Origin of the sequence: Yersinia proxima (assembly GCF_902170785.1) — a bacterium.
Lineage (GTDB): Bacteria > Pseudomonadota > Gammaproteobacteria > Enterobacterales > Enterobacteriaceae > Yersinia > Yersinia proxima.
The window spans coordinates 53,958-80,600 of record NZ_CABHYG010000024.1; the positions used below are offsets into that span (position 1 = coordinate 53,958).

The following is a 26,643-nucleotide window of genomic DNA, read 5'->3' on the forward strand; positions in this document are numbered from 1 at the left end:
CTGGGGCTGGCCGATAACCAGAGCAGGCTCAGGATATTCATAAAAAAGAATATAAAATTTCAACAAATGGTGGGGATAAAATTGATTTTACTTGTTTGGAAATGAGAATGGTTTTCATTATTCGCATAAGGAAATAATGATGCAGATGTAGATATCTCCAACTTATTCAATAGTGATATTTTTAGCTGGTAATTATTTGTTATTTAGTGGTTTATCGTGAGTTCATTAAATTTGAGTTTTATTGGAATTGTATTGAGAGATTAATTAAACACGTAGAGAAAACCATGAGTTGTTATTAGCAAAAAGTGAGTTAATAGACTCGCTTAATAACTGACATAACAGATTAGCATTTCTTAACTATTTGAGTATCGAGATCAATCGGCTTAGATAATTATCAGAGCCGATTGTTATTATACAGTAAATGTTTACTAACGGATTTTCTAAGCAGCCATAATCTGGCTAGAAATAATAATTGCTTATGAAATCAACGTTTCCAATCGCGCCATTATGGTTTCAGCGGTAATGGTATCCATGCTTTTTTGCTCGGAAATCACCGCAATCTGATTTTTCCCGTAGCCGCCAATCAAACCAGGGTCCGTTGGGCCGAACAGGGTAATGTTGGGGCGATCCAGTGCAGCGGTTAGATGGCTAAGACCGGTATCAACGGAAACTACCGCTTTTGCACCTGCCAGAACCTCTGCCACCTGCTGGAGACTGAGCTTAGGCAATACCTCGACATGAGGGAAATGCTCCGCCAGCCGCAAAGCACGCTGATACTCATGCTCCGCACCCCAGGGTAATTTAATTTTTAAACCCGTCGGCGCAACCAGCTCAATCAGTTTCCGCCAATGGCTCTCAGGCCAATGTTTACTGTCGCGAGTGGTGGCATGCAGGAAGACCAGATACTGGCCAGCATCGTTGGGCAACTCGTTTAAAAAGCGCTGCGCAATAGCATAATCGCCGACACTTTCTGGTTTGTCATAGCCAAGGCTTTTGGCAAACAGTTGGCGTATGCGCTCAACGGCATGTTGTTTAGTATCAATCTCATGGCGGCAGTTATAAAACCAACTGGCAAAGGGTTCGCGAGCACTTTTGCAATCTGGGCCATGTCGAACTCCTTTGGCGATGCGGGTGATCAGTGCGGCACTCTTAATCAACCCCTGAGCATCAATCACCACATCATAACTGCGCTGCTGTACAACACGTTTAAAATCACAGCGCTCTTGTCGGGTATCACTACCAAACCAATTTTTACGCCAGCGGCGGATAGCCACTGGAATCACTTTATCCACCGCAGGATGCCAACCGGGAATTTGGCTGAAACCCTCTTCTACCACCCAATCAAAGCGAATGCCGGGAATGGCATTCATGGCATCAGTCAGCGCGGGTAATGTATGTAAAACATCGCCCATTGATGAGGTTTTAACGATCAATACATGCATTAATCGCCCTCTTTCACAGAGCTGGTTTGTGCTGAGAGTTGCTTCTCAAGGGCAGCCATCACCTGTTCTGGTTGGATATCAATCAAACTCTGATGATAACCCTGCGCGCTGTCGCCTTTACGCACTTTGTGATAGCCGGTAATCAGGCGAATAACCGTGGCTTTGTCAGACAGCGGTGGCGTGAAGTCCGGGCTGCTTGGGCCATATAAAGCCACTAATGGCTTATTTAATGCCGCTGCCACATGCATCAAACCTGAGTCATTACTGACCACGGCGTTACAGGCAGCAATCATTACCACGGCTTGATCCAATGATGTTTGGCCTGCGAAGTTGAGGCAATACTCGCGAGCGTTTTCATCCAGCGCCTGACGGATTTCCTCACCGGCTTCATTATCTTTGGCTGAGCCTAACAAGATGACTTGGTAGCCAGTATCAATCAGTTTCTGGGCCAACGCGGCATAGTGATAATGTGGCCAACGTTTTGCCGGGCCAAACTCTGCTCCAGGGCAGAAACCAATAATTGGGCGGTTATCTGTCAGGTTGAATGACGCAGTAATTTCTGCAATTTCTTCATCCTGAACCTGCAATTGTGGCCATAGCAAAGGCTGAGGTAAATCGTTGGCTGATTGAATGCGTTCTTTATCATAAGCCAATGCGACATAGCGCTGAACCATCATCGGAAACGCTTGTTTATCCAGAATGCGCATATCATTGAGCAAGAAGTAGCGCATCTCGCCACGCCAGCCAGTGCGCTGTTTAATCCCTGAAAAATAAGGTATCAGGGCAGATTTAAACGAGTTTGGTAACACGTAAGCGCGATCATAGCCTGTTTCACGCAAGGCCAACCCTAAGCGGCGACGCTCCTCAAAAGCAAAAACCCCATGACCTAACGGCATCGGGACGGCATGGCGAACTTCCGGCATTCTGGCCAAAAGCGGACGGCACCACGCGGGTGCCATCACATCAATATCTGCTGCCGGATATTCGGCCTTCAGGGTGCGGTAAAGACTTTGCGACATCATCATATCGCCAACCCAAGAAGGGCCGATGACCAGTATTTTCATACCGTTTATCAATTCCTTGCAGCAAGTTATTTAGACTGAACGATTGAGCCAGGTCAGGTATTCTTTGACGCCTTCGGCGACGGTTTTGAACGGCTTGTCGTAACCGGCAGCACGCAAATTAGTGAGATCAGCTTGCGTGTATGCCTGATAACGGCCTTTCAGTTTTTCAGGGAATTCAATGTATTCCACTGGACCGCTCTGGTGGAAATCCACCACCGCATCAGCAACCGCCTGGAAAGATTCCGCACGACCTGTACCACAGTTGAAAATACCGGATACACCGTTTTGCCAGAACCACAGATTCACGTCAGCAACATCGCCAACATAAATGAAGTCGCGTTTGAAGTTTTCACTGCCGGAGAACAATTTAGGGTTTTCACCTGCATTGATCTGGTTGTTCAAATGGAAAGCAACGCTCGCCATGCTGCCTTTATGGCCTTCACGTGGGCCATAAACGTTAAAGTAACGGAACCCGCAAATCTGTGAATCAGCTTGTGGCAGAATTTCGCGCACATATTGATCGAACAGGAATTTGGAGTAGCCATAAACATTAAGTGGTTGCTCGTACTGACGGTCTTCAATGAAATTATCAGTACGCCCGCCGTAAGTGGCAGCGGAAGAGGCATACAGGAATGGGATTCCGCGATCGAGACAGAAATGCAGGATATCTTTGGAATACTGATAGTTGTTATCCATCATGTACTTGCCATCCCACTCAGTGGTGGAAGAACAGGCACCTTCGTGGAAAATCGCGTCGATATCACCCATATCATCACCAGCAACAATGCTGGCAACAAAATCTTCTTTATCCATGTAATCAGCGATATCCAGATCAACCAGATTGACGAATTTGGTGCCGTCTTTCAGGTTATCCACAACCAGAATATCTTTATAGCCGATATTATTCAGTGCCTTAACGATGTTGCTGCCAATGAAACCGGCGCCGCCAGTGACGATAATCATCAGGTTCACCCTTGCTAATCTTCTTGGTCGGGCACAATGCCCCACACTCTATTTGCCGTTATCATAACATTTCATAGGATAGCGCACAGCCGGAAGGGGCTAATCTCTCTGTTTCTATGCGGCTTTCGGAATGTTCACCGTGATATGTGCTGCATTTTTTATAATATAAGACAAGGTTTCTCGTCAGTTCACCCTTCAGGCAGTAAAATGTACGGTGAAACTGCCCATTCTGGAGATAACCGCATGTCCCTGCCTTTTGATAGAAACGCCTTTTATCAGCAATTAGAACAACAACTCACAACGACCCGTGCTGAAGGGCTGTATAAAAATGAGCGGATCATCACTTCCGCGCAGCAAGCAGATATTGCTGTGGCGGATGGTCGCCATGTCATTAATTTTTGTGCCAACAACTATTTGGGTTTGGCAAACCATCCTCGCCTGATCGCAGCGGCCAAAAATGGCATGGATACTCATGGCTTTGGTATGGCCTCGGTGCGGTTTATTTGTGGTACTCAAGATACCCATAAAGAGTTGGAACAGAAGCTGGCCAGTTTCCTTGGCATGGAAGACGCCATCCTTTACTCATCTTGTTTTGATGCTAACGGCGGTTTGTTTGAAACCCTGCTGGGGCCAGAGGATGCCATTATTTCTGATGCGCTGAATCATGCTTCGATCATTGATGGTGTGCGGTTATGTAAAGCCAAGCGCTATCGCTATGCCAATAATGATATGAGCGAATTGAAAGCACAGTTGGAGCAAGCTAAAGCAGACGGCGCGCGCCATATTATGATTGCTACTGATGGCGTGTTTTCCATGGATGGTGTGATTGCTAACCTGAAAGGCGTTTGCGATCTGGCTGATGAGTACCAGGCATTAGTGATGGTCGATGACTCCCATGCCGTCGGTTTTGTTGGTGCGAATGGTCGTGGTACTCATGAATACTGCGAAGTGATGGATCGCGTTGATATCATCACTGGCACCTTGGGCAAAGCACTGGGTGGAGCATCAGGCGGTTATACGGCTGGCCGCAAAGAAGTGGTTGAGTGGTTGCGCCAGCGCTCACGGCCTTATTTGTTCTCAAATTCATTAGCCCCAGCAATAGTAGCGGCTTCTATTGAAGTGTTATCACTATTGGAAAACGGTGCTGAACTGCGTGATCGCTTATGGTCAAATGCACGTTTATTCCGTGAGAAAATGAGTGCCGCCGGTTTCACCTTAGCCGGTGCTGATCACGCCATTATTCCCGTCATGCTCGGTGATGCGACACTGGCGCAAGAGTTTGCCAATGCATTGTTGAAAGAAGGTATTTACGTTACAGGTTTCTTCTATCCGGTGGTGCCGAAAGGTCAGGCGCGGATCCGTACCCAGATGTCGGCCGATCATACGCCAGAGCAGGTTGAGCGGGCTGTTGAAGCCTTCATCCGTATTGGCAAACAGCTTAACGTTATTGCGTAAGGGATTTTGATGAAAGCACTATCCAAACTAAAAGCAGAAGAAGGTATTTGGATGACCGACGTGGCGCAGCCGGAGCTGGGCCACAACGACATCATGATCAAAATTCGCAAAACGGCTATTTGTGGTACTGATGTGCATATTTATAACTGGGATGAATGGTCACAAAAAACTATTCCTGTTCCGATGGTCGTCGGCCATGAATATGTCGGTGAAGTTGTGGCTATCGGTCAGGAAGTTAAAGGTTTTAGTATTGGTGACCGGGTGTCTGGCGAAGGTCATATCACCTGTGGGCATTGCCGTAACTGTCGCGGCGGCCGTACCCATCTCTGCCGCAATACCGTGGGTGTCGGTGTGAATCGCCCGGGTTCTTTTGCCGAATATCTGGTGATTCCGGCCTTTAATGCCTTCAAAATTCCTGACAATATTTCTGATGAACTTGCGGCCATTTTTGATCCCTTCGGTAATGCGGTACACACCGCGTTATCCTTTGATTTAGTTGGTGAAGATGTGCTGGTTTCCGGTGCTGGGCCAATTGGTATCATGGCTGCTGCGGTGTGTAAGCATGTCGGTGCTCGCCATGTTGTCATCACCGATGTGAATGAGTACCGTCTGGATCTGGCGCGGAAAATGGGTGTGACTCGCGCGGTTAACGTCAACAATGAAAATCTGAATGATGTGATGGCCGAACTGGGGATGACTGAAGGATTTGATGTCGGTTTGGAAATGTCCGGTGCGCCGCCAGCATTCCGTGCATTGCTTAATTCAATGAATCACGGTGGTCGTATTGCGATGTTGGGGATACCGCCATCTGATATGTCTATCGACTGGAATCAGGTGATTTTCAAGGGGCTGTTTATCAAAGGGATTTATGGCCGCGAGATGTTTGAAACCTGGTACAAAATGGCTGCATTGATTCAATCTGGTTTGGATTTAACCCCGATTATCACCCATCGTTTCTCCATCGATGAATTCCAGCAAGGCTTTGACGCCATGCGTTCGGGTAAGTCGGGTAAGGTAATATTAAACTGGGATTAAAATACCCTTCGGCCTTGAAGTTGCAAAGATGAAAGCGGGGCAGTCAGGTGATGGCTGCCCCGTTTTATTAAGGTTTATCCTCTTTAGGTTTATCAACCGGAGTCACGGGTGCCGCTGGCGGGAAATATTGCTGCCAATGTTTCTGCACAAATGTCACTGCCGGGCTTTGCATCAAGCTCTCACCTAAAACAATAAACATCTTATCGGCGTAGATTTTCTCTGGAGCATAGCCAGCTTTAGCGTTGCATTGCTTGATAGCTTTCAGGCGCTGGCCTTTTGCTGGGTCACGCGGCTTTGATTTACCCGGTGAAACAGTGCTGCTGCCACTATTATTATGTTCAGTAATATTGTGTGCCGGTTCATTCAGCAGAGCACTTGCTTTGACCAATACAATATCCGCAGGTAATTGAGGCAACATCTGTTGCAGCACTTTAATGGTGGCCGGATGCGGGTGCCCAATCGCAATCGCCGAGCCATTACGGCGCGCCAGCTCTACTGCGCGGTTAAACTGTTGGCGGATCGCAGCTTCATTTTGTGAGTCATCCAAAAAGACTTTGCGCTTAATCACTTTGACGCCAGTGCCTTCTGCAGCACGGCTGGCCTGGCTATTGCCTATGGTCACACTGTCGAGAAAATAGAGTTGATAGTGCTCCAGTACCTGCATGACTTTCTGCATGCCCGGTAAGCTGGAGGTCATGGCGCTACCCATGTGGTTATTCATACCGGTAGCGTAAGGGACGTTATTAACCGCCTGGCGAATGATACGCTGGATCTCTTCGCTACTCATTGATGGCTGTAATGTATCGCGCTCCAGCGGTTGCTTGCTCAGCGGTGCCATCGGCAGGTGGATCAGGATTTCTCGCCCTTGATTATGGGCTTTGATAGCCATCTCTTTGGCGTAGGGGGCGTTAGGTAATATAGCCACCGAAATAGGCAGTGGCATCTGTAACACCTTGTTTTCGTTCTGCGGGCGATAACCAAAGTCATCAATAACAATGGAAAGTTTACCCGCCAGTGCGGTGTTAGCGATGAGTAGGGTGGATACGATGATTAACCGACGTGTATTGAAATAGCGCAATAGGTGTTCCCTAATGTTGTTCTCTATCTTCCTAACCAAGGTTGTGGGTTAACGGCTTGTCCCTGACGGCGAATTTCGAAATAGAGTGATGGCTCACCCTGACCGCCACTGGTGCCGACCAGTGCTATCGGCTGGCCTGCCTTCACCTGAGCGCCAACATTGACCAGCGCGCTTTGGTTATAGCCATATAAACTCATATCACCTTTGCCGTGCTCAACCACCACGACCAGGCCATAACCCTGCAACCAGTCTGCCAGTAGCACCCGGCCATCCGCAATCGCTTTGACTTCGCTTCCTTCCGGTGCGGAAATGACCATACCTTTCCAGCGGAGCTCACCTTGCAAGGCTTCGCCGAAGCGATGGGTTACGTTACCCCGAACAGGCCAGACGGCTTGACCACCTGGACGCCCCAAACCACCCGTTCGCGCCATTAATGAGCGTTCACTTTCACTTGGTTTGTAGCTGGAACCGGTTTTCTTGGCTTGTTGCTCTTTGGCTTTAACTTGTTCGCGTACACGGGCCGCTTCTTTCGCTTCCCGCTCTGCACGGGCTTTGGCTTCACGTTCGGCTTTGGCGATTTGATCACGCAAACGTGATTCGTTCAGTTTTAGCTCCGCCAGACCTTGTTGATCTTTTTCCAACGAGGCTTCCAACGAAGTGAGGGTTTTCTTGCGCGCAGTTCGAGCTTCTTCCAGCTTTTGCTGCTGAGCTTTCTGCTCATCCAATAAAACTTTTTGCTGGTTTTTCTTTTGCTCCAGCGTTTTTTTCTCAACAGATAAATCGGTGCGGGTTTGTTTCAACTCCTCAATGGATTTTTGTCTAGCTTCATTGAGATAACTGAAATAGGCCAAAATACGCTCACTGCGTTGGCTCTCTTCACCACTTAAAATGAGTTGTAAACCACTGTGCTGACCTTGCTTAAAGGCTGCATCAAGTTGTTTTGACAGCAAGTTTTGCTGTTGGGATTGCTGCGTTTGTAGCTTACCAATCGAGGCAGTGAGACTGGATATTTCTTTATCCAGTTCCGTCAATGTACTTTGAGTTTCGCGCAAGCTGCGACTGGCCTGAGCAATAGTATTTTCTTGTTGTTTCAATTGGTCGAGCAAGGCACTACGTTGCTGCTTTTGTTGCTGGACACTTTTTTCTTTTTCAGCGATATCTTGCTGAATAGTTTTCAACTGGGTTTTGTTATCTGCTGTTTTTGCAGCTGGGGCATCAGCAGCATGGCTGGATAATGGCAACAACAATACGCCAGCGCAAAAAACGCTGGCGTACAGTGCTGACCACGGACGACGCATCAATTTATTCGGCAACGCAGACAAGCGCCTTGTATTGCCGGAGATGGTATCTTCCGTAACCATTGATATAGCAAATGACGCCTTTTCCTTCATAACGAAGGATTATTCCACGATGAACAGCGGCTTACCAGTCATCTCTTGCGGGATTTCCATTTCCATCAGTGACAGCATGGTTGGTGCGATATCAGAAAGTTTGCCACCTTCGACTGCTTTCACTTCTTTATTGCCGACATAAATCAGCGGAACAGGCAGGCTGGTATGGGCGGTGTGCGCCTGACCGGTCGCCGGGTCACGCATCTGCTCAGCATTGCCGTGGTCTGCGGTAATAAGCAATTGGCCATCCACTGCTTTCACGGCGGCAACCACCTGTTCAATGCAATTATCCAGAGTTTCTACTGCTTTTACTGCGGCATCGTAATCACCGGTATGGCCGACCATATCGCCATTCGGGTAGTTACAAATGATCACATCATATTTGCCGCTGGCGATAGCCCCGACCAATTTCTCAGTCAGTTCTGCTGAACTCATTTCTGGTTGCAGATCATAGGTTGCCACTTTTGGTGAGTTAATCAGAATGCGATCTTCACCTTTAAATGGTTCTTCAACGCCGCCGTTATAGAAGAAAGTGACGTGAGCATATTTTTCGGTTTCAGAAATGCGCAACTGTGTTTTGTCATGCTTCATCAGCCACTCACCGAAGGTATTCTCCAGAGAGGCTGGCGGATAAGCACAGGCAACTTTAATATCTGCCGCATACTCAGTTAGCATCACAAAATCGCCGAAGTTAACCACTTTATCGCGTTTGAAGCCGTCAAAGTCGGCATTCACAAAGGTGCGGGTGATTTGGCGGGCGCGGTCAGCACGGAAGTTCATGAAAATCAACGCATCACCATCGTTCATGGCCGCATCGGGTTCACCTGCGGCTTGAATAACGGTTGGTTTGACGAATTCATCATTTTCATTACGTGCGTAAGCGGCTTGCAAGCCGGCAACCGCGTTATCTGCGGTGAACTCGCCTTTTGCCTGAGTCAGCAAGTCGTAGGCCAGCTGTACACGATCCCAGCGGTTATCGCGATCCATGGCATAGTAGCGGCCAATGATAGAGGCAATGCGGCCTTTACCCAGCGCTGCAAATTTTTCAGTGAATCGTTTCAGTGAAGGCTCAGCACTACGCGGCGGGGTGTCACGTCCATCGAGGAATGCATGTAGGTAAATTGCTGTGGCACCACGTTTGGCTGCCAGTTCAACCATCGCCAGAATGTGGTCTTCATGACTATGCACACCACCGGCAGATAGCAGGCCCATGATATGGACAGCTTTGCCTGCTTTAACCGCTTTATCCACGGCGGCAGTCAGGGTTGGGTTGGTGAAAAAATCACCGTCTTTGATTTCTTTGTCGAGGCGGGTCAAATCCTGGTAAACAATACGACCCGCGCCCAGATTGACGTGACCCACTTCGGAGTTACCCATTTGCCCATCTGGTAAACCAACATCCAGACCTGAAGCGGCAATCAAGGTATGAGGCTGTTGCTGCCATAAACGATCCATAACCGGAGTTTTAGCATTCAGAATGGCATTATCTTGCTGCTCTTCGCGGTGGCCATAGCCATCCAGAATTGTCAGAACCAGCGGTTTTTTAGTGCTCGACATTGCATAACCTCTTTCTTATTAGAAAGGCGGTAATTTACTACAAAACCGGTTAAAAATAGCCCAAAGAGATCAACATTGGTGTGGGGTTTTGCGTAAAAATCACCAAAGGGACGATAAAACTTCCCGAGATTGCTCGCAGTTTCTGCAATAGCACTTGCATATTGGCTGTATTTGCCGCAACGCGCAGGTATACTCTGTGACCTTGAATATTATCCCCTAACTAACGGGAGTTTTTACCCCCATGTTGCAAGAAATTATGCAATTCATTAGCCAGCATCCGGTGTTGAGCTTGGCTTGGGTGGCGTTGTTCGTCGCCGTCATTTTCACCAGCTTTAAAACGACGCTGTCAAAAGTCAAAGAGATTACTCGTGGTGAAGCGACGCGCCTGATTAATAAAGAAGATGCGGTGGTGGTCGATATCCGCACTCGTGATGATTACCGCAAGGGTCATATCGCCAGCTCAATTAATTTGCTGCCAAGTGATATTAAAAACGGCAATCTGGCGGAGTTGGAAAAGCATAAAGCACAGCCTATCATTGTAGTTTGTGCCACAGGGACAACCTCCCGTGCTTCTGCTGAGCTGCTGAGCAAAGCTGGTTTTGAGCGGGTGTTTACCTTGAAAGAAGGTATCTCCGGCTGGAGTGGCGAGAATCTGCCACTGGCGCGCGGTAAGTAATATTTATATTCGCTATATCAATAGATTGTAACTTTAACTGAGGTGTACCATGGCGAAAATTGAGATTTATACCAAAGCAACCTGCCCATTCTGTCACCGTGCTAAAGCGCTACTGAACAGTAAAGGCGCCGCTTTTCATGAAATCGCAATTGATAACGACCCAGCCAAACGTGAAGAGATGATTGCTCGCAGCGGGCGGACGACGGTGCCTCAGGTATTTATTGATGGGCAGCATATCGGCGGCTGTGATGATTTACACGCCCTGGATGCGCGCGGTGGGCTTGACCCGCTGCTTTAACTCGTCAGTGGGCCCCATTAATGTAATGGAAAGAGCCCACGGCGAAAGTGCTGTTTAATAAGGACGTCTAACTTTAGGGTATCTATACACATGTCAGAACAAAACAACACCGAGATGGCTTTCCAGATCCAACGTATCTACACCAAAGATATCTCTTTCGAAGCACCAAATGCTCCGCAGGTTTTTCAGCAGGATTGGCAGCCAGAAGTTAAACTTGATCTTGATACTGCTTCCAGTCAGCTGGCTGAAGATGTGTATGAAGTAGTACTGCGTGTGACTGTAACGGCCTCTTTGGGCGAAGAAACGGCATTCCTGTGTGAAGTACAGCAGGGCGGTATCTTCTCCATCGCAGGTATCGACGGTACTCAGTTGGCACATTGCTTAGGTGCATACTGCCCGAACATTCTGTTCCCGTATGCGCGTGAATGCATCACCAGTCTGGTTTCTCGCGGTACTTTCCCACAGCTGAATCTGGCACCGGTTAACTTTGATGCCCTGTTCATGAACTATCTGCAACAGCAGGCTGAAGGCGAAGGTGCTGAACAACGTCAGGATGCCTGATGAACACCACCCATGCTTCAATGACTGTCATCGGTGCCGGATCTTACGGCACCGCATTAGCCATTACGCTAGCGCGTAATGGCCATCAAGTCGTGTTATGGGGTCACGACCCTAAACATATTCAAACTCTGCAACACGACCGTTGTAACCAGGCCTTCCTGCCCGATGTCCCTTTCCCCGACACCTTGTTATTGGAAACTGACCTGGCACGTGCGCTGGCTGCCAGTCGTGATGTGCTGGTGGTAGTACCCAGCCATGTCTTCGGGGCGGTATTGAACCAGCTCAAACCACACTTACGCCCAGATGCGCGTATTGTTTGGGCAACCAAAGGGCTTGAGGCAGAAACCGGCCGCTTGCTGGCTGATGTCGCGAGGGAAGTGCTGGGAGAGAGCATTCCGCTGGCTGTGGTTTCTGGGCCGACCTTTGCCAAAGAGCTGGCCGCCGGTTTACCCACTGCAATTGCACTGGCATCGACTGATGTGCAGTTTAGTGAAGACCTGCAACAGCTGTTGCACTGTGGTAAAAGTTTCCGCGTTTACAGCAATCCTGACTTTATCGGGGTGCAACTTGGTGGCGCGGTTAAAAACGTGATTGCGATTGGTGCCGGGATGTCCGATGGTATTGGTTTTGGCGCAAATGCGCGAACCGCATTGATAACCCGTGGTTTGGCAGAAATGACGCGTCTTGGTTCTGCATTAGGTGCGGATCCCTCCACCTTTATGGGCATGGCAGGGCTAGGTGATTTGGTGCTAACCTGCACAGATAACCAATCCCGTAATCGTCGGTTTGGCATCATGCTTGGTCAGGGATTAGGCGTACAAGAGGCGCAGGATAAAATTGGTCAAGTGGTTGAAGGTTACCGCAATACCAAGGAAGTTCTGGCGCTGGCTCAGCGTAATGGTGTAGAGATGCCAATCACTGAACAAATTTATCAGGTGCTGTACAGCCACAAAAATGCGCGTGAAGCGGCACTGACCTTATTGGGTCGGACCAAAAAAGACGAGAAAAGCGGCATTTAGTTGTTCAGCTGAAATAAAATAATAAAGATATACCCACAATCCTTGGTGTTGTTTCAGGAGCTTAGGGTATCAGTCGCTTCGGTCGTTCCCCGAAGTGGCTTGTTTATGGGCAGGAGTAGGCAATGTCGTCAGAAGAGTTAGAGCTGGTTTGGAGTAGCATTAAATCAGAAGCGAGAGCACTGGCCGAGTGTGAACCCATGCTGGCAAGTTTTTTTCATGCGACATTATTGAAGCATGAGAATTTAGGCAGTGCACTGAGCTATATTCTGGCGAATAAATTGGCAAATCCTATCATGCCTGCTATTGCCATCCGCGAAGTGGTTGAAGATGCCTATCGTGCTGATGCACAAATGATTGTGTCTGCTGCCCGCGATATTTTGGCGGTACGATTGCGCGACCCGGCGGTTGATAAATATTCCACGCCGTTGCTATACCTGAAAGGTTTCCATGCTTTACAGGCTTACCGTATCGGCCACTGGTTGTGGGCGCAGGATCGTAAAGCACTGGCAATTTACCTGCAAAATCAAGTTTCTGTTGCTTTTGGTGTGGATATCCACCCTGCGGCAACCATTGGTTGCGGCATCATGCTAGACCATGCGACTGGTATTGTGATTGGTGAAACTGCCGTGGTTGAGAATGATGTTTCCATTCTACAATCTGTCACCTTGGGGGGGACCGGTAAAACCAGTGGCGACCGTCATCCGAAGATCCGTGAAGGTGTGATGATTGGCGCGGGTGCAAAAATTTTGGGAAATATCGAAGTCGGCCGTGGTGCCAAAATTGGTGCGGGGTCAGTGGTATTGCAGGCTGTACCTCCCCATACGACAGCCGCCGGTGTGCCAGCTCGCATTGTCGGTAAACCAGAGAGTGATAAGCCATCGTTGGATATGGATCAGCACTTCAATGGGATGAGCCACGGGTTTGAATACGGCGACGGCATCTAATCCCCTTCGTCCTTGAAGCTGCAGGGGTGTTGGCTACGTTCGTTACTCGGCCCGTCCATGGGCCTCGCCTCTGCGAGGCCGCTGCAAACAGCGTTCAAATCGGTTCCCGACCGATTTGTCACCCGAATCACTGACTTGTCGTTGATCTTAGATAAATAAGCTCATCGGGATGAGTTCGTTTGCTGCCTTGCTACAACTCCAATTACTTTGGATAGACACCTTTCTATTGAGTTGCCAGCCGACCGCCGACATATTTTGGTCAAAAAAACTACTCTTTCAGTAACGCCCCCGGATAACCTAATTGCCGCCAGGCTTCGTACACCACTACAGATACGGCATTTGACAGGTTCATGCTGCGGCTGGCGGCAAGCATTGGAATTCTGATTTTCTGTTGGGCAGGTAATGCATCCAGAACATTGGGTGGTAAGCCGCGGGTTTCTGGGCCAAACAGCAGATAATCATTCACCTGATAATTCACTGCGCTGTGGGCCGGTGTTCCTTTGGTCGTCAGGGCAAATAAACGAGCCGGATTTGTGCCAGCAGATTGTGCGCCGTCGAGGTTTTCACTGTCTAAAAAGGCTTGATAGTCATGGTGGTGCTTAATATTAGCAAACTCATGATAATCAAGACCCGCGCGGCGTAAGCGTTTGTCATCCCAGGTGAAACCTAAAGGTTTAATCAGATGGAGCTGGCAGCCAGTATTCGCACATAACCGGATAATATTGCCGGTATTCGGCGGGATTTCGGGTTCAAATAAAACGATATTAAGCATATGTCCCCCCAAGAATGAGGGGCGTAGGTTACCAGAAACCCCCTCCCTGTGCAGCGGTTGCCTATTCTTGATGGATGTCGTAAAACAAAAATTTGAAAGCAAGGAGTGGAGTGTACCTACCGTGGTGTTTTTATAAGCTGATCACCATAGTCAGTATCAATGGGGTATTCATCATGACATCAGTTAGGGGAATTATAGACAATGCACCGGACCCACGTTGGGTTGCCATTGTTAACCGTGATAAAACCGCCGATGGTCAGTTTGTTTATGCGGTGAAAACCACCGGTGTATATTGTCGGCCCTCATGCTCGTCCCGTCAGGCTAAAGTAGAAAACATTGAATTCTATGCTGATAATGATGCAGCAGAGCTTGCCGGTTATCGGCCATGTAAACGTTGCCGGCCTACTCAGTTATCCCAAGCGCAGCAGCACGCAGAGAAAATCAGCCAGGCATGTCGATTAATTGAGCAAGCCGAAACGCCCTTTACACTTGATGCATTGGCGGCTGAATTGAATCTCAGTACTTTTCATTTCCACCGGTTATTTAAATCCATTACCGGGCTAACTCCCAAAGCGTATGCCTCCGCGACTCGCAATGCGCGCATTCGTCAGCAATTAGCGGGGAAAGGTTCGGTGACAGATGCAATTTTTGAAGCCGGGTATAACTCTAATGGTCGTTTTTACGAGCAATCTAATCAGTTATTGGGCATGACGCCGACTCGCTACCGCCAGGGTGGCCGCGATACCACACTGCGTTTTGCTGTTGGGGAAAGCTCTCTCGGCGCAATCCTGATGGCAAAAAGTGAACTGGGGATATGCGCTATTTTGTTAGGTGATGACCCGGCTCTACTGGTGCAGCAATTGCAGGATAAGTTTCCTCAGGCGGAGTTGATCGGTGGGGATGCTGAGTTTGAGCAATGGTTCGCGCAGGTGGTAGGGTTGGTCGAGGCTCCGCAGCTTGGGCTGGATTTGCCACTGGATATTCGTGGTACGGCATTCCAACAGCGGGTTTGGCAAGCATTGCGAGAAATACCGGCTGGAGATACTGCCAGCTATGCTGATATCGCCGCTAAAATTGGCGCACCGAAAGCGGTACGAGCAGTGGCGGGTGCTTGTGCTGCCAACATGTTAGCTGTTGCTATTCCTTGCCACCGGGTCATTCGCCAGGATGGCGCATTGTCAGGCTATCGCTGGGGGATTGAGCGCAAGAAGCGGTTACTGGAAAAAGAGCAGCAGGAAGCCTGGGATCAGCCCGATCCGGCATGATCGGCTTGTCGAGATGATACCTTGCGCACTTGGCATTACAGCTAATAAGCCAGGTGCGCAAGAAACGTATTAAACTTTAAGTGGATGCAGTGGCAGCCAGATTATCAGGCGCAGCCCGCCTAATGGGCTGTCCTCGGCTCGCACCCAACCGCGATGCTGATTAACCGCCGTTTCCACAATAGCCAATCCCAAACCTGTCCCGCCAGACTCACGATCTCGCGCTTCATCAGTGCGGTAGAATGGCCGGAATATCTGCTCACGGTCCTCTGGGCTGACACCTGGCCCATCATCATCGACAGTGATAGTTACCCCTTGATTATCCGAACTGAATGCCACAGCAATGTGATGATGAGAGTAACGCAGTGCATTACGCACGATATTCTCTAGCGCGCTGTCAAGGGCCGCAGGATTGCCAAATAAGGTCCAAGGCCCCGGAGGGGAAGTCACTTCCAATGTTTTGCCCATTTGGTCGGCTTCGAACTGTGCGTTTTCCAGCACATCAGACCAAAGTTCATTGGCCTTAATCGGCTCGCGATGTAACTCGTTTTTATGCTGACTACGGGATAACACCAGTAAATCGTTGATCATGCTATCTAGCCGTTGCGCTTCCATTTCGATGCGCTCCAGTTCCTTACCTTCACCATGACGGCGGCGCATCAGCGCAGTCGCCAATTGTAGGCGGGTTAGTGGAGTACGCAATTCATGGGAGATATCAGAAATCAGCCGTTGCTGGGCTACAACCATCCTGTCGAGTGCACTGATCATCTGGTTAAAACTGGCACCGGTGGCCAAAAATTCTTGTGGCCCGGACTCCAGCTCAGGGTGCTGTTTCAGGTTACCTCGCGCTACATCATCAGCGGCATTTTTCAACTTACGCGCCGGTTTTGCCAGACTCCATGCCAGCCATAGCAGCAGCGGTGCACTGATGAGCATGGTGGCAATCAATAACAACAGCGGCCGGTCAAACATCAAATTAATAAAATCTGATTGTGGGCTGCTGGCAGGGCGCAGCAGATAGAGTTGATAGTTATCCTCTCCATCGCGAATAGAGAATGGCCCGACCATCTCAACGCGGCCATATTTTTTCTTTTTCGGCTGATCTGAGTTATCTGACTGCCCGATAAAGTTACGCACCATTTGCATTTCGTGACGCTGAGCCCCGATGACACGGCCCTCGGTGGTCACTAATACTAAATGTTGACCCGGCGGCGCCCACTTTTCGATGGCGCGATAAAGCCTGCGCCACCACATGAGATCGTTGGCCGGGTCGCTGGCCAGTTCGGCCTCAATGTGTTGCTCCAGCATCGTTCCCTGACGCTGTTCGCTATCGAGCAAGGTGGTCATTTGACGTGAATCGAGCTTTGGCACCATCAACACCAGCATTAATACCAGCGCTAAGGTAAACCAGAAAATCGCAAAAATTCGCGTCGTTAAACTGTTAATCATGTTTCAGAGACCATCAGATACCCGCGTCCGCGCAGGGTTTTAAACCAAGGTAGCCCGTCTTTACGGTCCGGCAATTTGCGGCGCAGATTTGAAATATGCATATCAATAGCACGATCAAAAGGTGTCAATCGTTTCCCCAGCACTTCCTGGCTGAGGTGTTCGCGTGATACCACTTGGCCGAGATGCTGGGCCAACAGGTAGAGTAAGGTAAATTCAGTCCCGGTCAGTTCCAGAGACTGCCCTTCAAAGCTGGCTTCTTGACGGCCCGGATTCAATTGCAGGCAATCAACTTCCAGTGTTGGCGCGCTTTGATCGACATTTTGCTGCTGCTCACTCCAGTTCGAGCGGCGCAAGATAGCCCGAATGCGAGCCACCAGTTCACGGTCATTAAACGGTTTTGCGAGATAATCATCCGCCCCCAGCTCCAGACCCAGCACCCGATCTAAATCACTACCACGAGCCGTCAGCATAATCACTGGGGTCTGGTGGTGTTGACGTAACTCTTTCAAGGTTTCGATACCATTTTTGCGTGGCATCATAATATCAAGTAATAACAAGTCGATAGAACTGTCCAGCAGGTTCAATGCTTGTTCACCATCGTGAGCAACAACAACATTAAAACCTTCCATTTCCAGTAATTCTTTCAATAGCGACGTCAGTTCACGATCATCATCAACCAATAGGATTTTATGCATAATTGTTTCTCCTCTTGACGCAAAATACGTTATCAATTGCCGGTATTCCATGACTTTACTTAGCTTTACATGCCCTGACCCCAGTTTTACATGCACTGACGCTAGTTTGCAGCCGGGCCGGTAGACTGCTCCTCATTGAATCGCAGAGCAGTAAATCGCTTAGCAGATAGAAACCAGGAGTTAAATGATGCGCAAAGTAACTAAAGTAGCAACGTTAATCATGGCGTCAATGTTAGTTCTCGGCTCTCAAGCCGCCTTCGCCGGTGATAAGGCTGGGGCCACTGATGGCTGGTGCCACGGTGACGGTGCGATGATGAACAAGAAAGACGGTCGCGGTCACCATAACATGTTTGATGGCGTCAATCTGACCGAACAGCAACGCCAGCAAATGCGTGACCTGATGCGTCAATCTCGCCAAGACCAACCTCGAGTTGATCTCGCTGACCGTGAAGCAATGCACAAGCTGATTACCGCAGACAAATTCGACGAAGCTGCTGTGAGAGCGCAGGCCGAGAAAATGTCTAAAGACCAGATTGACCGTCAGGTCGAAATGGCCAAGGTGCGTAACCAAATGTTTAACTTGCTCACACCAGAGCAAAAAGCTGCCCTGAACCAAAAGCACCAGCAGCGCATTGAGAAAATGCAGCAGGCGCCAGCAGCACAACCCTCTTCTGCCCAGAAGTAAGTAGTACCCAGTAATACCCTGTTTTCCTTGCCATAGACACCATCCCTGTCTTTCGCCCTCCATGATGGAGGGCTTTTTTTTGTCTCAATTCCGTTATACTAATAACCCCTGAATATTATTCGGAATGAGTTATGGATCCGCAATATGCGCGCCTGGTTAAAGCTGCTGCGCTCAGTGCCACTGTGCTGGCATCAATCTTACTGATAATTAAAATTTTTGCCTGGTGGCATACCGGATCAGTGAGTTTGTTGGCCGCGTTAGTTGACTCACTGGTGGATCTGGCTGCCTCTTTGACCAACCTTTTTGTGGTGCGCTACTCGCTGCAACCAGCTGATGAAGAACACACTTTTGGTCATGGTAAGGCCGAATCACTGGCCGCGCTGGCGCAAAGTATGTTTATTTCCGGTTCGGCATTATTCCTGTTCCTGACTGGTTTTCAGCATCTGGCCTCACCGGAGCCATTGCAAGACCCAGGCCTTGGTATCTGGGTCACATTAATCGCATTATTCAGTACATTGATATTAGTTACTTTTCAGCGCTGGGTGGTACGAAAAACGCAAAGCCAGGCTATTCGAGCTGATATGTTGCACTATCAATCTGACGTCATGATGAATGGTGCTATTCTTATTGCATTGGCATTGAGTTGGTATGGGTTTCATCGGGCGGATGCGTTGTTTGCATTGGGGATTGGGGTTTATATTCTCTATAGCGCACTGCGTATGGGGTATGAGGCGGTGCAAGCCTTGCTGGATCGCGCATTACCCGATGATGAACGGCAGGAAATTATCAATATTGTGACGTCATGGCCGGGGGTGATTGGCGCTCATGATTTACGTACTCGCCAGTCGGGGCCAACACGTTTTATCCAACTCCATCTCGAAATGGAGGATATGCTGCCGTTGATGGAAGCGCATATTTTGGCGGATCAAGTGGAACGGGCATTATTACATCGGTTCCCAGGTGCCGATATCCTTATCCATCAAGATCCTACTGCGGTGGTGCCAAAAGAACGTCATGCGCATTGGGAGTTATAATTTATTCATCAGTTATTGCTACATTAACTACAGGTAAACTGTGGTTACATAATGGTTCAATCATGAAGAAAATACCGCCAAATGGCATGACTTGAATCAATTCAGCTTGGTCTTTTTGCTATAATATTCAATATTAAGCTCATCAAGCTGATTTTCTGTACTGTTCGCCTGTGCAAGACATAATCGGCAAATAAAGAATTTTAAAAAATCGCATCTACAAGTTCAGAGGTAGTCATGGTCAAGAAAATCGGTGTACTAACAAGCGGCGGTGATGCGCCGGGTATGAATGCAGCCATTCGTGGGGTTGTTCGTGCAGCTTTGTCAGCAGGATTGGAAGTTTACGGTATTGAAGATGGCTATCTTGGCTTGTTTGAGAATCGCATGAGGAAGCTGGACCGCTATAGCGTGTCAGATATGATTAACCGCGGTGGTACTTTCCTCGGTTCAGCGCGTTTCCCAGAGTTCCGTGATCCGGAAAAACGTAAAGTCGCCTTACAGAACATGAAAGAGCGTGGCATTGATGGCCTGGTGGTTATCGGTGGTGACGGTTCTTATGCTGGTGCAGACTTGCTGACCAAAGAAGGTGGTATTCACTGTGTCGGTTTACCGGGCACCATTGATAACGATGTGGCTGGTACTGACTACACTATTGGTTTCTTCACTGCATTGGGTACTGTAGTAGAAGCTATTGACCGCTTACGTGATACTTCTTCTTCACATCAGCGCATTTCCATCGTTGAAGTGATGGGCCGTTATTGTGGCGATTTGACACTGGCGGCGGCGATTGCCGGAGGTTGCGAGTTTATCGCGATCCCTGAAGTTGAATTCAAACGTGAAGATTTGGTTGCTGAAATCAAAGCGGGCATCGAGAAAGGTAAAAAGCACGCTATCGTTGCTATTACCGAAAAACTGGACAATATCGACGAGCTGGCTAAATACATTGAACAAGAAACCGGCCGTGAAACTCGTGGCACAGTGTTAGGTCATATCCAGCGCGGTGGTGCTCCGGTTCCTTATGACCGTATTCTGGCTTCCCGCATGGGCGCTTATGCTGTTGACCTGTTGTTGGAAAATCATGATTACTCACGCGGCGGCTTCTGCGTGGGTGTACAGAACGAGAAAATGGTGCATGAATTAATCTCCGTTTGTATCGCGCCAGAAAACAAGAAAAGTAAATTTAAAGAAGATTGGTACGACACGGCGAAAAAACTGTTTTAAAACAGTTAATAGCCCGAAAAAAAAGCCTCCGCTCGCGGGGGCTTTTTGCATTTAACAGGTTATATATTTCATATTGGTATAATCAAAAATTTTTTATTCTTTAATTGGCAGGAAAGTTTCTGGCACGCTCAGTATCAGGCCAACCAATTTGGTTAATAACAATAAATCTGGGGAGCGGGTTAATGCGTAAATGGGGTGTAGGTCTTTCATTACTGCTGCTGGCATCAGGTGCCATAGCAAAAGATATTCAATTACTGAATGTGTCATATGATCCGACACGTGAGTTTTATCAACAATATAACCAGGCATTTAGTAAGCACTGGCAAGAGCAAACCGGTGACAAAGTGACTGTGCGCCAATCACATGGCGGTTCTGGTAAGCAGGCGACCTCGGTGATTAATGGTATTGAAGCTGATGTTGTGACTCTGGCTCTGGCTTATGACGTCGATGCTATTGCTGAGCGTGGTCGTATTGATAAAGACTGGATTAAGCGCCTGCCGGATAACTCAGCACCTTACACATCAACTATCGTCTTCCTGGTACGTAAAGGGAACCCAAAACAGATTCATGACTGGTCGGATTTAGTGAAACCGGGCATCTCGGTCATTACACCGAATCCGAAAACTTCTGGCGGTGCGCGCTGGAACTATTTGGCAGCATGGGCCTACGCGTTAGAGCACAACAATAACGATCAGGCTAAAGCGCAAGAGTTTGTCAAACAACTGTATAAGAATGTGGAAGTATTGGACTCTGGTGCACGTGGCGCAACCAATACCTTTGTTGAACGTGGCATTGGAGATGTATTGATTGCCTGGGAAAATGAAGCCCTGCTGGCGGTAAATGAAGTGGGTAAAGACCAGTTTGATATCATCACGCCAAGTATCTCTATTTTGGCTGAACCGACGGTTTCGGTCGTGGATAAAGTGGTTGATAAACGCGGCACCCGTGAAGTGGCTGATGCGTATCTGAAATATCTGTATTCACCTGAAGGTCAGACTATCGCCGCGAAGAATTACTATCGCCCACGTGATCCGGCGGTAGCGGCCAAGTTTGCCAAGGAATTCCCGCAACTGAAGTTAATTACCATTGATGATGTGTTCGGTGGTTGGACAAAAGCCCAGCAGGTGCATTTCGCAACCGGCGGCGTATTTGACGAAATTAGTAAGCGATAAAGTAAGAAAATATAAAATAATGATTTGATAGCAGTAGTAGACTCAGCGCCCGTAAGTTAATGCTTACGGGCGTTTTGTTTTATCAGCCACGTCCATGCTTTGATTATTTTCACAACTTATCTCTTTCTTCCCGATTTGTTTGGAAGTACTAAAAAAAAACCGGAGCATCTGCCCCGGTTCAATAAACAGCTTAAAACCTAAATTAGGCTTTTTTAGCTGCTGCGGCTGCTTTCACGATAACCGCGAAAGCATCAGCTTTCAGTGATGCACCACCCACCAGCGCGCCATCGATATCAGGCTGAGTGAACAGTTCTGCTGCGTTCTTATCGTTAACAGAACCGCCGTACTGGATAATAACTTGTGCGGCAATGGCAGCGTCTTGTTTGGCGATATGGTCACGGATAAATTTGTGAACCGCTTGAGCCTGTGCAGGAGTTGCTGATTTGCCAGTACCGATAGCCCAGATTGGCTCATAAGCGATAACCGCGCCTTCGAATGCTTTAGCACCCAAGGTGTTCAGTACTGCGTCTAATTGCTTAGCGCACACAGCTTCAGTTTGACCAGCTTCGTTTTCTGCTTCGGTTTCACCGATGCACAATACCGGGGTCAGGCCGACTTCTTTCAGTACGCCGAATTTTTTCGCGATGAATTCATCACTTTCTTTGTGATAAGTACGGCGTTCAGAGTGACCGATGATGATGTATTGAGCACCAATATCTTTCAGCATTTCAGCAGAGGTTTCACCAGTAAATGCACCAGACAGATTCACATCAACGTTCTGTGCGCCCAGTGCGATACGGCTGCCTGATAATGCATGTTTAGCCTGGCTCAGATAGATAGCTGGTGGGGCAATAGCCACGCCACAACCTTCAACAGTGCTCAGTTCTTTACGCAGGTTAGCGATAAGCTCGTTAACCATGTGAGTGCTACCGTTCAGTTTCCAGTTACCCATAACTAATGGATGACGCATGTTTCTTCCTCCAACAAAGGGACACGAGGGTCAATAATAATGACTGCCCGACAGGCAGTTTACCTGTCCAACAGTATAGAGATGATTAGCGGTAATGGCTTTGCTTTTCGTCATTAATTGCGGCGAGATTATGCTTCAGATAGTGACAGCTTAATCGGTTCAACAGCGAAGGTAAGCCCCTTTTCGCCATTATCTGCCACCACATAGCGAATTGCGCCGACAGGATGGGCGAAGAAAGGTGATCCTTTGCCCTGGGTCAGCAGTTGCTGCACATTACTGATACTTTGTTCGAGTGTGAGTGTGGGTTCAAACTGACGCATCAGTGCTGCCATATAATTTACCGCGACCAGTCGGGCGGCTTTTTCTTCACTACCTTTGATCGGCAAATAAGTAATTTGTATGGTTTTTATCTTACCCGTACCCCTTTCTAACGCCGTGGAAGCATAGAGGTTTTCATTAATCTTGCTGGCTGCCCGGGTTAGCGGGGGCGCATCATCTTTTACCGTGATGGCGTGAAACTCACTGATTGGCAAGCTGGGGTTGGCGTGATTATACCGCTCACGGAATTTCACCAGAGTTAAATCAAAAGTTGGTGCGCCAGAAAGTAGATAAGGTGCCGTTGGTTGAGTCTCTTCAGCCTGTTGATAAGTGCCAGCATCGGGGTCGGCATGAGCGCGGCTAACCGTTGCTATTAGCAGCAGTATTGTCAGCATTGCGGTTATTTCTTTTCTCATGGCTACGCCGTTGTTAAGAGTGTGTGGAGGGAATTAAAACGGTAATTGGTGGTGATTGTCAAAATTCACTGCAAAGATTATAGGTTAGTTGCGGCGTTGGGTTACTCTATTGTGTATATCAACTTTAGGCTATATCAGTTAAATGGATCGAGTTATTGATGACAATACAGCAGTGGTGTTTTTCGTTTAAAGGTCGTATCGGGCGGCGTGATTTTTGGATCTGGATTGGCCTATGGCTACTGGCAATGCTGATTATTTTCGCATTAGCAGGGCAGAATTGGTTGCCAACTCAGACCGCCGCTTTTGCTATCGTATTTTTACTGTGGCCCACGGCGGCAGTGGTGGTTAAACGGCTACATGACCGCAATAAAGCCGGTTGGTGGGCATTATTGGTGGTACTGGCATGGATGCTGATGGCCGGTAACTGGCAGATGCTCGCGCCTGTCTGGCAATGGGGTGTTGGGCGATTTATTCCCACACTTATTATGGTCATGATGTTTATCGACTGTGGCGCATTTCTTGGCACTGAGGGGGAAAACCGCTTTGGCCCAGAGGCCGTGCCGGTGAAGTTTTTGGCTGAAAAAGCACAGCAGTGAATCAGATTTAATAAAGGAAAAGAGCTATTGCCCCTGAGGTTAATCATAACTCAGTGAGTGAAGGGTTTACCGTACCTAGGGGCACTTCGACGGCTTACGCCGTTACGACCCCAACGGCACGATTCCCCTTCATTTGACTTTGTTAGCTGTCCACGGGCGCTATTGCGCCCTTGAATATAAGGTACTGAGTCTTACCAGTACCGTTTGTTACCAATATTGTTCGCTGGTCATATGCCCTGGTTTACGGCGTAAATGTTTACGCATCCCGCGTTGTTCTTTCAGTATTTGCTGAGTATCACGTACCATTTGCGGGTTACCGCACAGCATGACGTGGCTATCTTCCGCATCAATTTTCAAGCCGACTGCCGCTTCCAGTGAGCCATTTTCAATCAGTGCGGGGACTCTGCCGGTCAATGACCCTGGGGATTCTTCACGGCTGACAACCGTCTGGATACGCAATTTGCCGTTATAGCGCTGCTCGAGCTGTTGCATTAGCGGCAGATAACTAAGGTCGCGGGCAAAGCGAGCTGCATGAACCAGCACCAGATTTTTAAAGCGCTCCAAATCACGCCCTTCCTGCAAAATAGACAGATACGGGCCAATGGCCGTGCCGGTTGCCAGCATCCATAACGTGTCGCAATCCGGAATTTCTTCCAACACAAAGAAGCCCGCCGCTTGCTTGGTCACCATCACTTCGCCACCCACTGCCAGTTGGTCAAGTCGTGGGCTGAGTTTCCCCTCTGGCACGGTGACCAGATAGAACTCCAGATTCTCGTCACTTGGCGCATTGACGTAGGAATAGGCCCGCTGTACCCGCTCGCCGTCAATATCTAAAGCCAGCTTGGCAAATTGACCGGCAGTAAAGGGATCAATTGGCGCATTGACCCGAATACTGAACAACGCGTCCGTCCAGTGTTCAATGTGAGTAATTTTGCCGCTAACCCATTCAGCCATAATTCTGATTCCCTTTATTCAAATACTTATCGAAAGGAGTACCTAAAGCGCAGGCGATATTTTAGGTCATTTGGTTGAAAAGTATTATCGATTACGTGTGACACCCTTCGCTCTTGCTGTAGCCACGAAATATGGACAGTTAACTTTACGACAATGGTGTTTTTATCTGCCAGTTGGCTATTTGGCAATATGTCGTGCTGGCTCGCTAAAAAATCTGAATTTGTTAGCTTATGCGCCCAGTAAGTGGTGTCGCAAAAATAGTGAGGTGTGTCGCAAAATATGGCTTTCGCTGCCAGGTATATGTGACACGAAGTCCGGCTAACAATTAGTTAAGATTATGAGAAAAATAGAAAATTTCCACCTGCTGGTGATGTTGATTCTGTTAGTTGCAGTCGGTCAAATGGCACAAACCATTTACGTTCCTGTTGTCGCGGATATCGCCCGCGACCTCTCGGTGCGTCCCGGCACTGTGCAGCGCGTGATGGCGGCCTATTTATTAACCTATGGCTTCTCGCAACTGATTTACGGCCCACTATCTGACCGGGTTGGGCGTCGGCCAGTCATATTGGCGGGCATGATGATATTTATGCTGGGTGCATTAGGTGCCTGGTTGGCAAATAGCTTGTCTCTGTTGGTCGCGGCCAGTGCTTTGCAAGGTATGGGGACGGGTGTCGCAGGTGTGATGGCACGAACCATGCCGCGAGATTTATATGCTGGCACCGCACTGCGTTACGCTAACAGTATGCTGAACATGGGTATTTTAGTCAGCCCGCTCATGGCTCCGGTCATCGGTGGGGTGCTGGCAAGCCTGTTTGGCTGGCGTGCATGCTATGCTTTCCTGCTTTTTTTATGTGGTGGCGTGGCATTTTGCATGTTCCGTTGGTTGCCAGAAACTCGCCCGGAGCAGACTGAGAAGCGGCGCATGCTGGCCAGCTTCCGCTTATTATTATCAGACCGCGCCTTTAGCTGTTATTTGGTGATGCTGATTGGAGCATTGGCGGGAATTGCAGTGTTTGAGGCCAGCGCCGGTGTGTTGATGGGCGGTGTGCTGGGGTTGAGCGGGGTGACGGTCAGTATCTTATTTATCCTGCCCATTCCTGCCGCGTTCTTTGGTGCATGGTATGCCGGTCGCGATGGTAAAACCTTCCATAACCTGATGTGGCATTCAGTGATCAGTTGTCTGCTGGCGGGCTTGATGATGTGGATACCTGGCTGGTTTGGCATTATGAATATTTGGACGCTGGTGATACCGGCGGCGCTGTTCTTCTTTGGTGCTGGGATGTTATTCCCGCTTGCCACGACAGGGGCGATGGAGCCATTCCCTTATCTGGCCGGTGCGGCGGGGGCTTTGGTCGGCGGGTTACAGAATGTCGGTTCAGGTCTGGCGACCTGGTTATCAGCGATGTTGCCGCAAACCGGGCAATTCAGCCTGGGGCTGCTGATGTTTGCTATGGCAGTCTTGATTTTGCTGTGCTGGTGGCCGTTATCTCACCGGATGCAACCGCAAGAACATCGGGTTTAACTGCGAAGAGATTCTTGTGAGCGAAGGGGTTAACGCACCTGGGGCGCTCCGGCGACTGGCGTCGCTACGACCCCAACGGCACGCTTCCCCTTCGTTT

General features: G+C 48.7%; 26 protein-coding genes. 14 read left to right on the forward strand and 12 right to left on the reverse strand.

Annotation, left to right across the window (positions count from 1 at the left end; genetic code table 11):
• Positions 1 to 476: 476 nt before the first annotated feature.
• The 3 genes from rfaC to rfaD are packed head-to-tail and all read right to left on the reverse strand — an operon-like array spanning position 477 to position 3,469.
• Positions 477 to 1,442, reverse strand: coding sequence for a lipopolysaccharide heptosyltransferase RfaC (rfaC, locus tag FTB31_RS21140; protein WP_013648994.1), 966 nt, complete (start codon positions 1,440 to 1,442; stop codon positions 477 to 479).
• The gene (rfaF, locus tag FTB31_RS21145) at positions 1,442 to 2,506 is read right to left on the reverse strand and encodes an ADP-heptose--LPS heptosyltransferase RfaF (RefSeq protein WP_050076936.1); all 1,065 of its coding nucleotides are present in this window, start codon (positions 2,504 to 2,506) and stop codon (positions 1,442 to 1,444) included. The genes rfaC and rfaF overlap by 1 nt, the downstream gene beginning before the upstream one ends.
• Positions 2,507 to 2,536: 30 nt before the next feature.
• Positions 2,537 to 3,469 carry an ADP-glyceromanno-heptose 6-epimerase gene (rfaD, locus tag FTB31_RS21150; protein WP_011815275.1) on the reverse strand — a complete coding sequence of 311 codons (933 nt, stop codon included), beginning with the start codon at positions 3,467 to 3,469 and terminating at the stop codon, positions 2,537 to 2,539.
• 207 nt (positions 3,470 to 3,676) lie between these two features.
• Here rfaD and kbl point away from each other — a divergent pair, with 207 nt between their 5' ends.
• The gene (gene kbl / locus FTB31_RS21155; RefSeq protein ID WP_400189188.1) at positions 3,677 to 4,924 is read left to right on the forward strand and encodes a glycine C-acetyltransferase; all 1,248 of its coding nucleotides are present in this window, start codon (positions 3,677 to 3,679) and stop codon (positions 4,922 to 4,924) included.
• A 9-nt stretch (positions 4,925 to 4,933) separates the two neighbouring features.
• A complete protein-coding gene (gene tdh, locus FTB31_RS21160; RefSeq protein ID WP_227726593.1) occupies positions 4,934 to 5,959 on the forward strand; it encodes an L-threonine 3-dehydrogenase in 1,026 nt (341 codons plus the stop codon).
• 67 nt (positions 5,960 to 6,026) lie between these two features.
• Here the strand turns inward: tdh and FTB31_RS21165 are convergent, their stop codons facing one another.
• Genes FTB31_RS21165 through gpmM form a run of 3 tightly spaced genes read right to left on the reverse strand, consistent with a single transcriptional unit; the run spans position 6,027 to position 9,985 of the window.
• Positions 6,027 to 7,037 carry a divergent polysaccharide deacetylase family protein gene (locus FTB31_RS21165; protein WP_077175575.1) on the reverse strand — a complete coding sequence of 337 codons (1,011 nt, stop codon included), beginning with the start codon at positions 7,035 to 7,037 and terminating at the stop codon, positions 6,027 to 6,029.
• Positions 7,038 to 7,060: 23 nt separating this feature from the next.
• A complete protein-coding gene (envC, locus tag FTB31_RS21170) occupies positions 7,061 to 8,428 on the reverse strand; it encodes a murein hydrolase activator EnvC (RefSeq protein ID WP_077295664.1) in 1,368 nt (455 codons plus the stop codon).
• Between the two features lie 9 nt (positions 8,429 to 8,437).
• Positions 8,438 to 9,985 carry a 2,3-bisphosphoglycerate-independent phosphoglycerate mutase gene (gene gpmM / locus FTB31_RS21175; protein WP_050076939.1) on the reverse strand — a complete coding sequence of 516 codons (1,548 nt, stop codon included), beginning with the start codon at positions 9,983 to 9,985 and terminating at the stop codon, positions 8,438 to 8,440.
• A gap of 241 nt (positions 9,986 to 10,226) precedes the next feature.
• Here gpmM and FTB31_RS21180 point away from each other — a divergent pair, with 241 nt between their 5' ends.
• The 5 genes from FTB31_RS21180 (at position 10,227) to cysE (ending at position 13,483) form a co-directional block, all read left to right on the forward strand.
• The gene (locus tag FTB31_RS21180; protein ID WP_050076940.1) at positions 10,227 to 10,661 is read left to right on the forward strand and encodes a rhodanese-like domain-containing protein; all 435 of its coding nucleotides are present in this window, start codon (positions 10,227 to 10,229) and stop codon (positions 10,659 to 10,661) included.
• A 49-nt stretch (positions 10,662 to 10,710) separates the two neighbouring features.
• Complete coding sequence (gene grxC, locus FTB31_RS21185; RefSeq protein WP_005164717.1) at positions 10,711 to 10,959, forward strand: glutaredoxin 3; 249 nt, start codon at positions 10,711 to 10,713, stop codon at positions 10,957 to 10,959.
• A 90-nt stretch (positions 10,960 to 11,049) separates the two neighbouring features.
• Complete coding sequence (gene secB, locus FTB31_RS21190; protein ID WP_005164715.1) at positions 11,050 to 11,520, forward strand: protein-export chaperone SecB; 471 nt, start codon at positions 11,050 to 11,052, stop codon at positions 11,518 to 11,520.
• Positions 11,520 to 12,539 (forward strand): NAD(P)H-dependent glycerol-3-phosphate dehydrogenase, encoded by a 1,020-nt coding sequence (gene gpsA, locus FTB31_RS21195; RefSeq protein WP_050076942.1) that lies wholly within the window; start codon positions 11,520 to 11,522, stop codon positions 12,537 to 12,539. The genes secB and gpsA overlap by 1 nt, the downstream gene beginning before the upstream one ends.
• 122 nt (positions 12,540 to 12,661) lie before the next feature.
• The gene (gene cysE / locus FTB31_RS21200; RefSeq protein WP_005175907.1) at positions 12,662 to 13,483 is read left to right on the forward strand and encodes a serine O-acetyltransferase; all 822 of its coding nucleotides are present in this window, start codon (positions 12,662 to 12,664) and stop codon (positions 13,481 to 13,483) included.
• A gap of 268 nt (positions 13,484 to 13,751) precedes the next feature.
• Here cysE and trmL read toward each other — a convergent pair whose 3' ends face one another.
• On the reverse strand, positions 13,752 to 14,255 hold the full coding sequence (gene trmL / locus FTB31_RS21205) for a tRNA (uridine(34)/cytosine(34)/5-carboxymethylaminomethyluridine(34)-2'-O)-methyltransferase TrmL (RefSeq protein WP_019080299.1): 504 nt from the start codon (positions 14,253 to 14,255) through the stop codon (positions 13,752 to 13,754).
• 194 nt (positions 14,256 to 14,449) lie between these two features.
• Between trmL and ada the strand changes: the two genes are divergently transcribed.
• Positions 14,450 to 15,520, forward strand: coding sequence for a bifunctional DNA-binding transcriptional regulator/O6-methylguanine-DNA methyltransferase Ada (ada, locus tag FTB31_RS21210; protein ID WP_155410446.1), 1,071 nt, complete (start codon positions 14,450 to 14,452; stop codon positions 15,518 to 15,520).
• Between the two features lie 69 nt (positions 15,521 to 15,589).
• Here ada and cpxA read toward each other — a convergent pair whose 3' ends face one another.
• The gene (gene cpxA, locus FTB31_RS21215; RefSeq protein WP_050076944.1) at positions 15,590 to 16,966 is read right to left on the reverse strand and encodes an envelope stress sensor histidine kinase CpxA; all 1,377 of its coding nucleotides are present in this window, start codon (positions 16,964 to 16,966) and stop codon (positions 15,590 to 15,592) included.
• Positions 16,963 to 17,661, reverse strand: a complete 699-nt coding sequence (cpxR, locus tag FTB31_RS21220) for an envelope stress response regulator transcription factor CpxR (protein ID WP_050076945.1) — start codon at positions 17,659 to 17,661, stop codon at positions 16,963 to 16,965. The genes cpxA and cpxR overlap by 4 nt, the downstream gene beginning before the upstream one ends.
• 187 nt (positions 17,662 to 17,848) lie before the next feature.
• Between cpxR and cpxP the strand changes: the two genes are divergently transcribed.
• The 4 genes from cpxP (at position 17,849) to FTB31_RS21240 (ending at position 21,770) form a co-directional block, all read left to right on the forward strand.
• On the forward strand, positions 17,849 to 18,346 hold the full coding sequence (gene cpxP / locus FTB31_RS21225) for a cell-envelope stress modulator CpxP (RefSeq protein ID WP_019080295.1): 498 nt from the start codon (positions 17,849 to 17,851) through the stop codon (positions 18,344 to 18,346).
• 131 nt (positions 18,347 to 18,477) lie between these two features.
• Positions 18,478 to 19,380: a CDF family cation-efflux transporter FieF gene (gene fieF / locus FTB31_RS21230; RefSeq protein WP_005175896.1), complete on the forward strand. Its 903-nt coding sequence runs from the start codon at positions 18,478 to 18,480 to the stop codon at positions 19,378 to 19,380.
• Positions 19,381 to 19,614: 234 nt separating this feature from the next.
• A complete protein-coding gene (pfkA, locus tag FTB31_RS21235) occupies positions 19,615 to 20,598 on the forward strand; it encodes a 6-phosphofructokinase (RefSeq protein ID WP_005165334.1) in 984 nt (327 codons plus the stop codon).
• Positions 20,599 to 20,780: 182 nt separating this feature from the next.
• Complete coding sequence (locus FTB31_RS21240; RefSeq protein WP_050076946.1) at positions 20,781 to 21,770, forward strand: sulfate ABC transporter substrate-binding protein; 990 nt, start codon at positions 20,781 to 20,783, stop codon at positions 21,768 to 21,770.
• Positions 21,771 to 21,972: 202 nt separating this feature from the next.
• Here FTB31_RS21240 and tpiA read toward each other — a convergent pair whose 3' ends face one another.
• Both tpiA and FTB31_RS21250 read right to left on the reverse strand, forming a co-directional pair.
• A complete protein-coding gene (gene tpiA / locus FTB31_RS21245; protein ID WP_050076947.1) occupies positions 21,973 to 22,740 on the reverse strand; it encodes a triose-phosphate isomerase in 768 nt (255 codons plus the stop codon).
• A gap of 128 nt (positions 22,741 to 22,868) precedes the next feature.
• Complete coding sequence (locus FTB31_RS21250) at positions 22,869 to 23,474, reverse strand: DUF1454 family protein (protein ID WP_050076948.1); 606 nt, start codon at positions 23,472 to 23,474, stop codon at positions 22,869 to 22,871.
• Positions 23,475 to 23,632: 158 nt separating this feature from the next.
• Between FTB31_RS21250 and FTB31_RS21255 the strand changes: the two genes are divergently transcribed.
• Positions 23,633 to 24,070: a DUF805 domain-containing protein gene (locus FTB31_RS21255; RefSeq protein ID WP_077175580.1), complete on the forward strand. Its 438-nt coding sequence runs from the start codon at positions 23,633 to 23,635 to the stop codon at positions 24,068 to 24,070.
• A gap of 207 nt (positions 24,071 to 24,277) precedes the next feature.
• Here FTB31_RS21255 and fpr read toward each other — a convergent pair whose 3' ends face one another.
• On the reverse strand, positions 24,278 to 25,024 hold the full coding sequence (gene fpr / locus FTB31_RS21260; protein ID WP_227731762.1) for a ferredoxin--NADP(+) reductase: 747 nt from the start codon (positions 25,022 to 25,024) through the stop codon (positions 24,278 to 24,280).
• A gap of 337 nt (positions 25,025 to 25,361) precedes the next feature.
• Here fpr and emrD point away from each other — a divergent pair, with 337 nt between their 5' ends.
• Positions 25,362 to 26,546 (forward strand): multidrug efflux MFS transporter EmrD, encoded by a 1,185-nt coding sequence (gene emrD / locus FTB31_RS21265; RefSeq protein ID WP_077295670.1) that lies wholly within the window; start codon positions 25,362 to 25,364, stop codon positions 26,544 to 26,546.
• Positions 26,547 to 26,643 lie beyond the last annotated feature (97 nt).